The 13134-nt window shown below is 66.0% G+C and carries 12 protein-coding genes and 1 tRNA gene; 6 read left to right on the top strand and 7 right to left on the bottom strand.

Translation table 11 applies throughout. The features are described 5' to 3' along the window. Nucleotides 1–81: 81 nt before the first annotated feature. The 4 genes from Ga0080574_RS21785 to pdxH all read right to left on the bottom strand — a co-directional run bounded on the left by Ga0080574_RS21785 (nucleotide 82) and on the right by pdxH (nucleotide 1898). Nucleotides 82–158: transfer RNA gene (locus Ga0080574_RS21785), tRNA-Pro, on the bottom strand. Between the two features lie 45 nt (nucleotides 159–203). After that, nucleotides 204–671, bottom strand: a complete 468-nt coding sequence (locus Ga0080574_RS21780; protein ID WP_076704536.1) for a DUF192 domain-containing protein — start codon at nucleotides 669–671, stop codon at nucleotides 204–206. After that, a complete protein-coding gene (locus tag Ga0080574_RS21775; RefSeq protein ID WP_076704528.1) occupies nucleotides 644–1186 on the bottom strand; it encodes a cold-shock protein in 543 nt (180 codons plus the stop codon). The genes Ga0080574_RS21780 and Ga0080574_RS21775 overlap by 28 nt, the downstream gene beginning before the upstream one ends. Nucleotides 1187–1292: 106 nt before the next feature. Beyond that, nucleotides 1293–1898, bottom strand: a complete 606-nt coding sequence (gene pdxH, locus Ga0080574_RS21770; protein ID WP_076704520.1) for a pyridoxamine 5'-phosphate oxidase — start codon at nucleotides 1896–1898, stop codon at nucleotides 1293–1295. Between the two features lie 103 nt (nucleotides 1899–2001). On the opposite strand from pdxH, the gene fabI reads away from it, so the two are divergent. Together fabI and gpt are read left to right on the top strand one after the other, a co-directional pair. Then, on the top strand, nucleotides 2002–2808 hold the full coding sequence (gene fabI, locus Ga0080574_RS21765; RefSeq protein ID WP_076704517.1) for an enoyl-ACP reductase FabI: 807 nt from the start codon (nucleotides 2002–2004) through the stop codon (nucleotides 2806–2808). Between the two features lie 10 nt (nucleotides 2809–2818). Further along, the gene (gpt, locus tag Ga0080574_RS21760) at nucleotides 2819–3319 is read left to right on the top strand and encodes a xanthine phosphoribosyltransferase (protein WP_076704515.1); all 501 of its coding nucleotides are present in this window, start codon (nucleotides 2819–2821) and stop codon (nucleotides 3317–3319) included. A 100-nt stretch (nucleotides 3320–3419) separates the two neighbouring features. Here the strand turns inward: gpt and Ga0080574_RS21755 are convergent, their stop codons facing one another. Continuing rightward, nucleotides 3420–4289 carry an NAD(P)H-binding protein gene (locus Ga0080574_RS21755; protein ID WP_076704513.1) on the bottom strand — a complete coding sequence of 290 codons (870 nt, stop codon included), beginning with the start codon at nucleotides 4287–4289 and terminating at the stop codon, nucleotides 3420–3422. Nucleotides 4290–4390: 101 nt separating this feature from the next. Between Ga0080574_RS21755 and Ga0080574_RS21750 the strand changes: the two genes are divergently transcribed. From Ga0080574_RS21750 to trpE, 4 genes are all read left to right on the top strand, one after another. Further along, nucleotides 4391–4810 carry a winged helix-turn-helix transcriptional regulator gene (locus Ga0080574_RS21750; RefSeq protein ID WP_076704502.1) on the top strand — a complete coding sequence of 140 codons (420 nt, stop codon included), beginning with the start codon at nucleotides 4391–4393 and terminating at the stop codon, nucleotides 4808–4810. A 67-nt stretch (nucleotides 4811–4877) separates the two neighbouring features. Then, nucleotides 4878–6080 carry an aminotransferase gene (locus Ga0080574_RS21745; protein ID WP_076704500.1) on the top strand — a complete coding sequence of 401 codons (1203 nt, stop codon included), beginning with the start codon at nucleotides 4878–4880 and terminating at the stop codon, nucleotides 6078–6080. Nucleotides 6081–6114: 34 nt separating this feature from the next. After that, nucleotides 6115–7962 carry a peptidyl-prolyl cis-trans isomerase gene (locus tag Ga0080574_RS21740; protein WP_076704498.1) on the top strand — a complete coding sequence of 616 codons (1848 nt, stop codon included), beginning with the start codon at nucleotides 6115–6117 and terminating at the stop codon, nucleotides 7960–7962. 5 nt (nucleotides 7963–7967) lie between these two features. Beyond that, complete coding sequence (gene trpE, locus Ga0080574_RS21735; RefSeq protein ID WP_076704495.1) at nucleotides 7968–9482, top strand: anthranilate synthase component I; 1515 nt, start codon at nucleotides 7968–7970, stop codon at nucleotides 9480–9482. 16 nt (nucleotides 9483–9498) lie between these two features. Here the strand turns inward: trpE and Ga0080574_RS21730 are convergent, their stop codons facing one another. Both Ga0080574_RS21730 and Ga0080574_RS21725 read right to left on the bottom strand, forming a co-directional pair. After that, entirely contained in the window at nucleotides 9499–10305 is an 807-nt protein-coding gene (locus tag Ga0080574_RS21730; RefSeq protein ID WP_076704486.1) for a class I SAM-dependent methyltransferase, read from the bottom strand. Between the two features lie 159 nt (nucleotides 10306–10464). Next, complete coding sequence (locus Ga0080574_RS21725; protein WP_076704483.1) at nucleotides 10465–12573, bottom strand: Ig-like domain-containing protein; 2109 nt, start codon at nucleotides 12571–12573, stop codon at nucleotides 10465–10467. Nucleotides 12574–13134: the final 561 nt, after the last annotated feature.

The following is a 13134-nucleotide window of genomic DNA, read 5'->3' as shown; positions in this document are numbered from 1 at the left end:
GGCGGCAGGGATAACGGTGGCCCCGGAGAGCAGCCGGCGATGTGGCACGGCGCGGCAAACGAAATAACATGAAAACTCGGATGGTCGGGGCGGCGAGATTCGAACTCACGACCTTCTGTACCCAAAACAGACGCGCTACCAGGCTGCGCCACGCCCCGACGGGTCTCGCATATAATCTGGCCTCCGGTTTGAAAAGAGGCAATTCACTCGCAGGGCCAGACCGGATCGGCAATCGCGGGATGCTGCATCTCGCTGCCGGGCACGATGCCCAGCCGCTCGGCCAGACCGCCATTGATTTCGAGCACGAATTGCACCGGTTCGCCGCTGGGAATGGGCGTGGTGTCATGCGGCACGGCCCGGGAATGGACCGTCACCACCCTGCCCTGAGCGTCGGCAAAGATCATGTCGAGCGGGATCAGCGTGTTCTTCATCCAGAACGTCGCCGCCCGCTCCGACGGGTAGACAAAGAGCATGCCCGCGGATGCGGGCATCTCCTCGACAAACATCAGCCCCTGGGCGCGTTCCTCCGCGTCGTCGGCCAGATCGACGCGAAACCGGGCACTGCCCCAGTCGCCGCGCAGCCAGACCGTATCGTCGCGACATTGCGCGACGGCCGGCCCCGCGAACAGCGCGGCGGCAAGGATCACGAGGCCGTAAGCGCGGCTTCCCATGCGTTCACCTCGGTGGCCATCAGACCGCGTTTGCCGTCGATCACCCGGATCGCCAGCGCCTCGCCCGGTTGCAGATCGGCAAGCCCCGATCGCCGAAGCACTTCGATATGGATGAACACGTCCTCGGCCTTGCCAAACACATTGGCAAAGCCGAACCCCTTGGCCTTGTCGAACCATTTCACCCGCGCAGGCTCCAGCCGTGCGGCGCGCATCACTTCGGGGTCGATGCCCTCGAAATCCGCAAGCGGCGCCCCCGCCGGAAGCTCCGGCGGGTCGATGCGGTGCACCTCGGTCGCCTGAATGCCCCGATCCGTACGTTGCACCGAGACCTCGATCCGCGCGCCATCGGCCACGGAACTCTGGCCGAAATTGCGCAGCACGTTCGCGTGCAACAGGATGTCCGGTCCGCCCTCGTCAGCGATTACGAATCCGAACCCCTTCACAGGATCGAACCACTTCACCTTCCCGAGAACGCGACGCGTCTCTTCGTCTTGCTGTGTCAACTGCGTTTCCATTGATCGTCTAGCGTATCCCCAGACCCTCTTGCGATAAGGCGAGGAGGAAATGCAAGCCTTCGCAACCTGTATTTTGTGACTGTTTGCAGTTCACGTGACGTGAAATTCACGGGTTCAGCCGTGAGATCGACCAGGAATCGGCGGGGTTCCGCCGCCGCCAGCGAAAACGGTCATGCAACCTGAAGGCACCATCTGCCCAGAATTCGATCTCCTCTGGGGTGATCCGATAGCCTCCCCAGAACGGCGGCCGCTTGGGCGAGGGTCCGTGGGAGGCAGTGACCTTGGCGACCTCGGCCATCAGCGCCGCGCGCGAAGACAAAGGCTGCGACTGCTGCGAGGCCCAGGCGCCGATGCGCGATTTGAGCGAGCGCGAGTTGTAATAGGCATCCGCCTGCGGCCCGTCTTCGCGGGTGACGGTGCCGCGCACCCGGATCTGCCGGCGCAGCGATTTCCAGTGCATCACAAAAGCCGCCTTGCCGGCGCTCTCGATCTCCTGCGCCTTGGCCGAGCCGTAATTGGTATAGAAGACAAAGGCGTCGTCCTCGATCTCCTTCAGCAGCACCATGCGTACATTTGGCAGCCCCTCTGCGTCGACGGTGGAGAGCGCGATGGCGTTGGGATCGTTGAGTTCTGCCTTTTCCGCTTCGGCGAGCCAGCTGCGCGCCAGGGCGAAAGGATCCTCGCCCGCAAAAATCCCCGTCCGGTCGGACATGTTCGTGTCTCCTTGCTGCACGATGACAGGCGCTAACCCTTGAAGCCCCCCCGGGCTTGGCCTAAAGGGTTTCGGAAACACCAATGCCGGGTGGAGGAAGGGTATGTCAAACACTCTGATGGCGGGCAAGCGCGGCCTGATCATGGGACTCGCCAACGACAAGTCGATTGCCTGGGGCATCGCAAAAGCGTTGCATGGTGCAGGCGCCGAGCTTGCCTTTTCCTATCAGGGGGACGCCCTGAAGAAACGCGTCGAGCCGTTGGCGGCGCAGCTGGACTCCGATCTGGTGCTGCCCTGCGATGTCGGCAGCGAAGAGTCCATCGACGAATTGTTCAATACGCTCAAGGAGAAATGGGACGGACTGGACTTCATCGTCCACGCCATCGGCTTCTCTGACAAGAGCGAACTGCGCGGTCGCTATGTCGACACGACGCGCGGCAATTTCATCACGACCATGGATATCTCGGTCTATTCCTTCACCGCGGTGATGCGGCGGGCGGAGAAGATGATGAGCCCGGGCAGCGCGGCGCTGACCCTCACCTATTACGGTGCCGAGCGGATCATGCCACACTATAATGTGATGGGCGTGGCCAAGGCGGCGCTGGAAGCTTCGGTGCGCTATCTCGCCGAGGATCTGGGCAAGGACGGCATTCGCGTCAATGCGATCTCCGCCGGCCCGATCAAGACGCTGGCCGCCTCCGGCATCGGCGATTTCCGCTACATCATGAAGTGGAACGAGTACAACTCGCCGCTGCGCCGCAATGTGACCATCGAAGATGTCGGCGGCTCGGCGCTTTACCTGCTGTCGGATCTGGGCGGCGGTGTCACCGGTGAGACCCACCATGTGGATGCGGGCTATCACGTCGTCGGCATGAAGGCCGTCGACGCGCCCGACATCACCAAGGGCTGAGGGGACGCGCATGGACCGGCTGCCGCACGAGAAGGGTTTTCACGTCAGCTGGGACCAGCTGCACCGCGATGCGCGGGCGCTGGCCTGGCGGCTTCAGGGGCACGGCCCCGACGAGGGCGGCGAATGGCGTGCGGTGGTGGCGATCACCCGGGGCGGCATGGCGCCGGCGATGATCGTGGCGCGCGAGCTCGACATCCGCATGGTCGATACGATCTCGGTGAAGAGCTACAATCACCAGACGCAGAGCGCCCCCAGGGTCATCAAATTCCCCGATATGGAGGTGATGGGCGACGGCACCGGCGTGCTGATCGTCGACGATCTGGTGGATACCGGCCGCACGCTGGAGGTGGTGCGCAGCCACCTGCCCAAGGCGCATGTGGCGACGGTCTATGCCAAGCCCAAGGGCAAGCCGATGGTCGACAGCTATATCACCGAGGTGAGCCAGGACACCTGGATCTTCTTCCCCTGGGACATGGCGCTGCAATATGTCGAGCCCTATCGCGGCACCTGACCCAACCGTCTGAGACCGCAAGAGTTTTCGAAAACTCTTGCAACTTCCTTCGAAGGAAGTTGCCCGCCCCGCGCCCGATCATGGCGCGGGGCGGTTTACGTCAGAGCGCCGTTTTCAGCGTCTCGCGCCAGGGCGTCGTCGGGCGCCCGATGAGCTGCGACAGCGTGGTGTCGTCGCTATAGAGCCCGCCCTGCGCCGCGCCCTTCTCGCTGTCGGCCAGCATGCCCGCCACCGGCGCCGGCAGCCCCGCGCCCTGCAAGGCCGCGTCGAAGGCCTCGGGCGTCATATCGGTATAGCCGATCTCCTTGCCGGACAGCTCCGACAGCGCCGCCGCGAATTCCGCCAGCGTGTAGGAGCTGTCGCCGGCCAGTTCGTAGATCGTGCCCGAGGCCGGCAGATCGCCCGTCAGCACGGCAGCAGCGGCGGCGGCGTAATCGGCGCGCGCGGCGCTGGAAATCCGGCCCTCGCCGGCAGCCCCCATCATGCCGCCATGCTCCAGCGCCGTGGGCACGCCCATGGTGTAATTCTCGGTGTACCAGCCGTTGCGCAGCAGCGCGTAGTGCAGGCCCGACGCCGCCAATGCCTGCTCGGTCGCCACATGTTCGCCCGGCAGCACGGTCAGCGGCGAGCTGTCGGCCCTGAGGATCGAAGTGTAGGCGACAAAGCCCACCCCCGCCGCCTTCGCCGCCGCGATGACATTGGCGTGCTGCGTGGCGCGCTGGCCGACCTCGCTGGAGGAGATCAGCAGCAGCCGCTCGACGCCGGCAAAGGCCGCCTCCAGCGCCGCCGAATCGTCATAGGACGCGATGCGCACGGTCACGCCCTTTGCCTCCAGCGGAGCTGCGGCCTCGGCGCGGCGCACCAGCGCGCCGACCTCGGAGGCGGGCACGCGGTCGAGCAGCGCGTCGATGGCGAGCGCGCCGAGCTGACCCGAGGCGCCGGTGACGAGATATTTCAACGATCCGGACATTGGGATCTCCTTCCTTTTCTTTTGTCTCTGTCTGGTCTATTTCCGCGATATGGTCTCGGATGTAGACCGCCAACCGAGACCCGTAAAGGAGGCACTTTTTCATGACCAGGGCACAGTCAGGTAACCGCCCCGCCTTCGACACGCTGATACAGATGGCGGCGCTGCACGGAGCACCGGACAATCCCGCCGCCTGCCCGATCCGTGACGTGCTCGACCGCGTCGGGCAGAAATGGACGCTGCTCATCCTCATCGCGCTCACCCCCGGGCCGCGTCGCTTCTCGGCGCTGCAACGGCAGGTGGGCGATATCTCGAAACGCATGCTGACCCAGAGCCTGAGGCAGCTCGAACGCGACGGGCTGATTTCGCGTCAGGTCTATCCGACCAAGCCACCCTCGGTGGAATACGCGCTGACCGAGCTGGGGCAATCGGCGCTCGACCCGATCGCGGTGCTGACCGACTGGGCCGACCGCAATCACGACCGCATCCGCGCCGCCCGCACCGCCTTTGACGCCACGGCGTGAGCGCGCCCCTTTTCGCCGCCGGATCATGCTGCTAGCGTGCCGCGACCTGTCGCGGGAGCCCCAGCACATGCCTCATCAGAGCCGCACCGAAGCCACTTTCACCCCGCCCGTTCCGGAGGCGAAACGCTGGATCGAGGGTGTCACCTTCCCGCCCGGGCGCCCGCTGCTCAATGTCAGCCAGGCCGCGCCGGTGGATCCGCCGCCGCCGGCGCTGCGCAAGGCGATGGCCGAGGCCATCGAGCGCCCGGAAACCCATCTCTATGGCCCGGTTCTGGGCCTGCCGGCGCTGCGGGCCGCGCTGGCAAAGGATTGGAGCGCGCATTACGGCGCCGAGGTGTCGCCCGGGCGCGTCGCCATCACCGCCGGCTGCAACCAGGCTTTTGCCGCGACGCTGGCGGCGCTTTGCGGCGAGGGCGACGAGGTGCTGCTGCCGACGCCTTGGTATTTCAATCACAAGATGTGGCTCGACATGCAGGGCGTGGTCACCGTGCCGCTGCCCACCGATGACGCGCTGCTGCCCGACGCCGAGACCGCCCGCGCGCTCATCACCCCGCGCACCCGCGCCATCGTATTGGTCTCGCCCAACAATCCCGGCGGCGTGGAATATCCCGCCGAGACCGTCGGCGCGCTTTACGATCTGGCGCGCGCGCATGGGCTGCGGCTGATCGTCGACGAGACCTACAAGGATTTCGACAGCCGTTCCGGCCCGCCGCACGATCTGCTGAGCCGCGAGGGGCACGAGACCACGCTGATCCAGCTCTACAGCTTTTCCAAGGCCTACCGGCTCACCGGCCACCGCGTCGGCGCGCTGCTCGCCGATCCGGCGCTTTTGAGCGAGATCGAGAAATTCCAGGACACGGTGGCGATCTGCCCGCCGCAGCTCGGCCAGATCGCGGCGCTCTGGGGGCTGGAGAATCTCTCGCAATGGGTGGCGCAGGAGCGTGACGAGATCCTCGACCGCGGCCGCGCCATCGCCGAGCAGATGCCGAAGCTCGAAGCGAAGGGCTGGCGGCTGAAGGGGCTCGGCGCCTATTTCGCCTATCTCGAACATCCCTTTGCCGAGTCCTCGGACGTGCTGGGGCCGCGCATGGTGCGCGATGCGGGAGTGCTCGCCCTGCCCGGCACCATGTTCGTGCCGGCAACCGACCCCGCCGGCGCGCGGCATTTCCGCCTCGCCTTCGCCAATATCGACCGTGCTGGCATCGCCGAGCTTTTCGACCGGCTCGCCGCGCTGGACTGGCCCCTTGCGGGGCCGGACGGCCCGGCGTAGACACGGGCGCCAGAGAGCAAGGGGAAGGGCAGTCATGGCGCGCGGCAAAGGCGGCATCACGAAATACATCGTCTGGGCAATCCTGATTGCCTCCTTCGTGGGATTCGGCGCCTTCGGGACGGTGAATTTCTCCGGCGGCGTCGGCAGCATCGGCACGGTGGGCGACACCGAGATTTCCACCAACGATTACGCCCGCGCCCTGCGCAACGAGATGAGCGCCTACGAGGCGCAGACCGGCGAGCCGATGACCGTGGAACAGGCGCGTCAGCTCGGCCTCACCGATCAGGTGCTGGCGCAGGTGGTCACCAGTGCCGCCATGGATGACGAGGCGGCGCGGATCGGCCTCTCCGTGGGCGACGAACGCGTGGCCGAAGAGTTGCGCAATATCCAGGCCTTCAATGGCTCTGACGGCACGTTCGACCGCTCGGCCTATGCCTATGCGTTGCAGAATGCCGGGCTTCAGGAGACCGAGTTCGAGGAGAGCCTGCGCCGCGACAGCGCCCGCTCGCTGCTTCAGGCGGCGATCCTCTCGGGCACCGCCCTGCCCGACACCTATGTCGAGACGCTGCTGGGCTATGCCGGCGAGACCCGCGCCTTTACCTGGGCGGCGCTCGGTCGCGATGCGCTGAGCACCGGGTTGCCGGTGCCCTCGGACGAGGAGCTTCAGGCCTGGTATGACGATCATCTAGATCTCTTCACCCTGCCAGAGACCAAGGTCATCAGCTATGCCTGGCTGACGCCCGACATGATCGTCGACACGGTCGAGGTCGACGAGGACACGCTGCGCGCCGCTTATGAGGAGCGGCATGCGGAGTTCAACATGCCCGAGCGGAGGCTGGTCGAGCGGCTGGTCTTTGCCGACGAGGCGGCGGCGCAGGCCGCGATGGACCGGATCGCCGCTGGCGAGGCGGATTTCGAGACGCTGGTGGAAGAGCGCGGGCTGGCACTGGCCGATACCGATCTGGGCGATCTGCCGAGGAACGAGCTCGGCGAGGCCGGCGACGCGGTGTTCGGTGCCGAGGTCGGCACGGTGGTGGGGCCCGCCCCCTCTTCGCTCGGCCCGGCGCTCTACCGTGTGAACGGCGTGCTGGAGGCGCATGAGGTGCCTTATGACGAGGCCGTGCCGGATCTGCGCGATGCGCTGGTGCTCGACCGCGCCCGCCGGGTGATCGAGGGCATGGCGCAGAGCCTCGACGACGAGCTGGCCGGCGGCGCCACGCTCGAAGACCTTGCCAATGAGACCGACATGGCGCTCGACCAGATCGACTGGACCGAGACCAGCGATGTGGGCATCGCTGGCTATGCCGCGTTCCGCGAGGCGGCGGAGGCGGTCACCGCCGACGATTACCCGGCGATCGAGGATCTGGGCGATGGCGGCATCTTTGCGCTGCGGCTCGATGAGCTGCGCGCCCCGGCGCCGCAGCCCTTCGACGAGGTGCGCGAGCGCGTCGCCACGCTCTGGGAAGAGGAGCAGGCAACGCAGGCGCTGGTCGCGCAGGCCGAAAGCCTCGCCACGCAGGTGGCCGACGGTGCCAGCTTCGAAGAGGCCGGGCTCGATCCCAATGCCGAAAGCGGCCTGACCCGCGACGCCCGCGTCGCCGACCTGCCGGCAGCGGTGCTGGAGGCGGTGTTCGACATGGCAGAGGGCGAGGCGCGCGCCCTGCCCGGCGACGGTGTGGCGCTGGTGGTCCGGCTCGACGGCGTGAGCCCGGTGGATATGGAAAGCGATCAGGTCCAGCAGCTCTCAGGGCTGCTGCGCGACCGCGCCGCCAACAGCGTGGCGCAGGATCTCTTCCGCGCGCTCAACGCCGATATCCAGTCCCGCGCCGGCATCAATATCGACCAGTCGGCGGTCAATGCCGTCCTCAGCAACTTGCAGTAAAGACCATGGCCACGCTCATCCCCGCTTTCGAAGACTTTGCCCGCGCCTATGAGGCCGGGCAGAACCAGGTGGTCTATGCCCGGCTGGCGGCGGATCTCGACACGCCGGTCTCGCTGATGCTGAAGCTGACGGGCGCCGCCAAGGACGCCTTCATGCTGGAATCGGTGACCGGCGGCGAGGTGCGCGGGCGCTATTCCATCATCGGGATGAAGCCGGATGTGGTCTGGAAATGCCACGGCACCGAGGCCGCGATCAACCGGCAGGCACGCTTCGATCCGGAGGCGTTCACGCCGCTGGAGGACGATCCGCTGACGGCGCTGCGCGCGCTGATCGAGGAAAGCCGCATCGAGCTGCCCGACGATCTGCCGCAATCGGCGGCGGGGCTCTTCGGCTATCTCGGCTATGACATGATCCGGCTGGTCGAGCATCTGCCGGATGTGAACCCCGATCCGCTCGGCCTGCCCGACGCGCTAATGCTGCGGCCCTCGGTCGTGGCGGTGCTCGACGGGGTCAAGGGCGAGGTCACGGTGGTATCGCCGGCCTGGGTCAATGCGGGGCTCTCGGCACGCGCCGCCTATGCGCAGGCCGCCGAGCGGGTGATGGACGCGGTGCGCGATCTCGAACGCGCGCTGCCGCAGGCGGGCCGCGAGCTGGGCGAGGCGCATGAGACCGGCGAGCCGGTGTCGAACTTCACCCGCGAGAGCTACAAGGCCGCCGTCGAGAAGGCCAAGGACTATATCCGCAAGGGCGATATCTTTCAGGTGGTGCCGGCGCAGCGCTGGACGCAGGACTTCCCGCTGCCGCCCTTCGCGCTCTACCGCTCGCTGCGGCGGACGAACCCCTCGCCCTTCATGTTCTATTTCAATTTCGGCGGCTTCCAGGTGATCGGCGCCTCGCCCGAGATCCTCGTGCGGGTCTTTGGCCGCGAGGTCACCATCCGGCCCATCGCCGGCACCCGCCCGCGCGGCGCCACGCCCGAGGAGGACCGCGCGCTCGAGGCCGATCTGCTGGCCGACAAGAAAGAGCTGGCGGAGCATCTCATGCTGCTCGATCTGGGCCGCAACGACACCGGCAAGGTGTCGAAGATCGGCACTGTGCGCCCGACCGAGAAATTCATCATCGAGCGGTACAGCCACGTCATGCATATCGTGTCGAACGTGGTGGGCGAGCTGGCCGAGGATCAGGACGCGCTGTCGGCGTTTTTCGCCGGCATGCCGGCGGGCACCGTTTCGGGCGCGCCCAAGGTGCGCGCGATGGAGATCATCGACGAGCTGGAACCGGAAAAACGCGGCGTCTATGGCGGCGGCGTGGGCTATTTCTCGGCGGGCGGCGACATGGATATGTGCATCGCTCTGCGCACCGCCATCGTGAAGGACGAAAAGCTCTATATCCAGGCCGGCGGCGGCATCGTCTATGACAGCGACCCCGAGGCGGAATATATGGAGACCGTGCACAAATCCAACGCCATCCGCCGCGCGGCGGCGGATGCGGCACGGTTCACCGGAACGGGCAATAGCTGAGGCCGTCGCCCGCCGGTCAGGCGGGTTTTTGTGCCACGAGGCAAAAGCTCATGGGGATCTGCGCGGCGCGGCCTTCGTAGATGTCGTATTCGGGTTCGCGGATCGTGTGCCCGAACTCCTTCAGCTCGACAAGGCTCAGCCCGGACCGGACGCAGGCGGTCACGATCTCGCCCAGCGGATGGATGAACCAGTAGCCGGTCTCGCCCTGCCCGTGGCTCTTGCCGTCATAGGTGATCGCCTCAGTCACCGCCTGCGGCTGGCGCTCGAAATAGCTGAAGGCCGGCTCGAAGGGTGTGGCGCTGTCGGGGTCGAAGACCTCCAGGAACGGATGGGTCTCGTAGATCACCAGATGACCGCCCGGCGCCAGCAGCCCGGCGACGGCACGGAAGAAGCCCGCCAGATCGGGCATCCAGTTGAGCACGCCGATGGTGATCAGCCCCAGATCGAACCGGCCCAGATCGTCGGGCAAGGCATAGATATCCGCCTCCAGAAGCTGCGGCGAGAGCCCCGCGGCTTCGGCGAGTTGCCGGCCCTGCGCCAGAAACGCGCCGGCCTGGTCGATGCCCAGCTCGGGCCGGATGCCGAGCGCGGCGAGGGACATCAGTTCGCGGGCATTGTTGCAGCCGATCTGCACGGCGGATTTGCCGGCGAGCTCCAGCGCCGTCAGCGTCTCCGTAAGCTGCGCGTCGAGCACCGAAAAGCCGGGCTGCGCCGCGCGCTCCAGCAGCGCGTCCCAATCCGCACCGCGCCCGTGCAGCGGCGCCGAGGCATTCCATGCGGCCCGGTTGGCCGCCGTGATGGCCTGCCATGTGTCCTCAGCCATACTCGGTCCCCTCCTCTGTCGGCCCGAAAAGACAGGCCGCGGCAGATGGTATTAAACAGAAAAACGGGGCGGTGAATACCGCCCCGTTTCCCCTGATCGTTCCGGCGCAGGGTCGAGACGCACCGGAACGAGCTGCATATTCCGTTCCGGAGCGGGCCCTTACTTGGTCAGGAGCTGCGCCTCGTGCTTTTTCAGCGAGCGGCGCGCCGCGCCATAGGCCTTGAGGCCCTCTTCGTGCTCAAGCTCCGGGAAGAGCTCGAAGATTTCCTGACGCTGCGCATCGCCGACACCTTTCAGCGACTGGTCGCCCGGCTGGAAGCTTTCGGTCCACGCGCCGTTCGACAGCACCACCTCGTGGTTGTCGAACATCATGTGGATATAGCTCACACCCAGCGTCTCCACCTCGTCCACCCCGTCGAGACCGGTCAGGTGCTTGGCTGCGGCCAGCACCTCGCGCTCTTCGAAGTAAAGCGCGGTCTTGTCGTTGGCCACCAGCACACGGTGGTTCGGCGAGACAAGCAGGTCGTGCTCGGGCAGGCTCTTGCCCAGCGAGCCCTGCTGGATCAGCACCGGGCGCAGATGCGGCTTGCGCGCCAGCTCGTGGCCGGTGAGATCCTTGCGACCGATCCAGCGGATCTCCTGGATGCCGTTGTCGCGGGTGATGACCCGGTCGCCGACCTCGAGATCCTCGACCAGACGCTCGCCCTGCGGGGTTGCGATCAGCGTGCCGGGGGTGAAGCAGGGCAGCACCTCGACGGTGACGAAGGCGCTGTCGCTGCCGCCGTTGCCGTCATCGACCGTATAGGTGAACGAGTCGTAGCCGGTGAAATCCTCGTCCGCGACGAAGGTCACGGTGCCGTCTTCGTTCAGCGTCACGGTACCGTTCGGCGCGTCGCCCAGCGAGGTGATCGTCAGCGGGTCGCCATCGGGATCGCTGTCGTTCTCGGTCGGGTCGAAGGTGACCGGCGAGGTCTGCGTGGTGGCATAGAGATCGTTCACCGCGTCGGGTGCGCCGTTCTCGCCCGGCGTCGTGTCCTCGCCGACGGTCACGACGATCTGCCCGTCATCGGTGCCGCCATTGCCGTCATCGACGGTGTAGGGGATCGTGTCGTTGCCGGTATAGCCGCTGTCGGGCGTATAGGTCACGGTGCCGTCTTCGTTCAGCGTCACGGTGCCGTTTTCCGGATCGCCGAGATCGGAGATGGTCAGCGGATCGCCATCGACATCGGTGTCGTTGAGCGTCGGGTCGAGGGTGACCGGCGTGTCCTCGGTGGTGTCGGCGGTGTCGTCATTTGCGACCGGCGCGTCGTTCACCGGGGTCACCGTCACGGCGACATTGGCCGAGGCAGAGTTGCCGTCGGGATCTTGGACCGTGTAGGTGATATCCGCCGGGCCGTTGTAATCGGCATCGGGCGTAAAGGTCAGCGTGTTGTCATCGTTGACCGTCACGGTGCCGTTGGTCGCGGTGGCGCCGGTCACGGTCAGCGGATCGCCCTGCGGATCGCTGTCATTGGCCAGCACGTCGATCACGACGGCCACGTCCTCATCGGTGGTCACCGCATCGTCAACCGCCACCGGCATGTCGTCGCCGCTGTCGGTGGTCGAGAAGTTGACGTCGGAGATCAGCACACCCTGCGTGGAGTTGCCACCGTTCTCGTAAACGACCTCGATGCGCGAAACCGGCCCGGCGATGTTCACCTGAACGGTGCCGTCCTGCTCCGCGAAGGACGTGACCTCGTCGCCGGTGGCCGTATCGCCGCTCAGGCTGGTGCCGCCGCCGAGCGCGGTCATGTTCACCTCGACCGGGTTGCCCTCGGCGTCGTAGGCGAGAATGGTCACATTGTCCTGAAAGCTTTCGCCCTCGCCGCCAAGCAGGCGGGCATATTCGGCCAGATCGCCGAGATCGCCGCCCGTGCCGCCATCGACGTCGTTCAGCAGGAACGAAACATTCTCAACCGAATCGCCGTAAGTGTCGTTGCTGGCGCGGAAATCGAGCACGGTGGTTGAGGTCGAGGACACGGTGCCGCCGCCGTCACCGCCGGTGCCGAACAGCTTGAGGTGCGAATTGGGATCGAAGTCGGATCCCTCGGGCACGTAACCGTCATAGGTGACGGTAAAGGCCTGGGCCTCGTCGTCCTGCGCGGTAAATGTGATGTCGACGGCCACGCCGCCGGTATCGACGGTGGCGCTCACCCCATCGGGCGCGGTGTCGTCAAGGTTGGTGCCGTAAGCGCCGAGCGCGCTCCAATCCAGAACCAGATCAGCCATTGTTTTCGACCCTCATTACGTCAGACGGGGACAGGCCCCCGAACCGCTTCCACGGTGGCAGCACAGCACTGTGCCGCCTGGTTTCGTCGCTCGTCATGCCTGCAAGGTCTGCGTCGGGATCGCGTGCCTCAACCCACATTCTACGTGGACAAAGAACGCCGTGGCGGCGGCGGGGCTTCTCCCCTTGCGCGTCCCTAACGCATCCATGCGGATGCAAGACAGTTCAGCGGCCGCCCCCGTGGCCAGCAGTCTTCACCCCCCAGTTGGGCTTGAGGAATTAATAAGGCCGCTGCGCATCCACTCAAAGCGGAAAATGGCGCAAAAGGGGCGTATCGGTCGGATGATCGGCAAGTTTTCACCAAATTTTCAAAGGTGTTCCGGGGCGCATTTGAGAGCATTGTTTCCGGTTTCGGAGGGGTTGCCCCTGCCTCTTCCTCAATAAAACAAGGCCGTCTGGCATCGCCGTCACGGCCGATACGCGGCATATTGTCGGGGCGTGGGAAACAGTTCGCGGGCGCCGTGCCGTGACGCGATTTCTTAGGACCTTTGCGGAAAATGTGG

Origin of the sequence: Salipiger abyssi (assembly GCF_001975705.1) — a bacterium.
GTDB lineage: Bacteria > Pseudomonadota > Alphaproteobacteria > Rhodobacterales > Rhodobacteraceae > Salipiger > Salipiger abyssi.
This window is presented reverse-complemented; position numbering and strand designations above follow the sequence as displayed.

Excerpts from the sequence above, each read along its gene's own strand:
- Ga0080574_RS21780 (WP_076704536.1), bottom strand. The coding sequence starts at position 671 with ATGGGAAGCCGCGCTTACGGCCTCGTGATCCTTGCCGCCGCGCTGTTC.
- Ga0080574_RS21775 (WP_076704528.1), bottom strand. The coding sequence starts at position 1,186 with ATGGAAACGCAGTTGACACAGCAAGACGAAGAGACGCGTCGCGTTCTC.
- pdxH (WP_076704520.1), bottom strand. The coding sequence starts at position 1,898 with ATGTCCGACCGGACGGGGATTTTTGCGGGCGAGGATCCTTTCGCCCTG.
- fabI (WP_076704517.1), top strand. The coding sequence starts at position 2,002 with ATGTCAAACACTCTGATGGCGGGCAAGCGCGGCCTGATCATGGGACTC.
- gpt (WP_076704515.1), top strand. The coding sequence starts at position 2,819 with ATGGACCGGCTGCCGCACGAGAAGGGTTTTCACGTCAGCTGGGACCAG.
- Ga0080574_RS21755 (WP_076704513.1), bottom strand. The coding sequence starts at position 4,289 with ATGTCCGGATCGTTGAAATATCTCGTCACCGGCGCCTCGGGTCAGCTC.
- Ga0080574_RS21750 (WP_076704502.1), top strand. The coding sequence starts at position 4,391 with ATGACCAGGGCACAGTCAGGTAACCGCCCCGCCTTCGACACGCTGATA.
- Ga0080574_RS21745 (WP_076704500.1), top strand. The coding sequence starts at position 4,878 with ATGCCTCATCAGAGCCGCACCGAAGCCACTTTCACCCCGCCCGTTCCG.
- Ga0080574_RS21740 (WP_076704498.1), top strand. The coding sequence starts at position 6,115 with ATGGCGCGCGGCAAAGGCGGCATCACGAAATACATCGTCTGGGCAATC.
- trpE (WP_076704495.1), top strand. The coding sequence starts at position 7,968 with ATGGCCACGCTCATCCCCGCTTTCGAAGACTTTGCCCGCGCCTATGAG.
- Ga0080574_RS21730 (WP_076704486.1), bottom strand. The coding sequence starts at position 10,305 with ATGGCTGAGGACACATGGCAGGCCATCACGGCGGCCAACCGGGCCGCA.
- Ga0080574_RS21725 (WP_076704483.1), bottom strand. The coding sequence starts at position 12,573 with ATGGCTGATCTGGTTCTGGATTGGAGCGCGCTCGGCGCTTACGGCACC.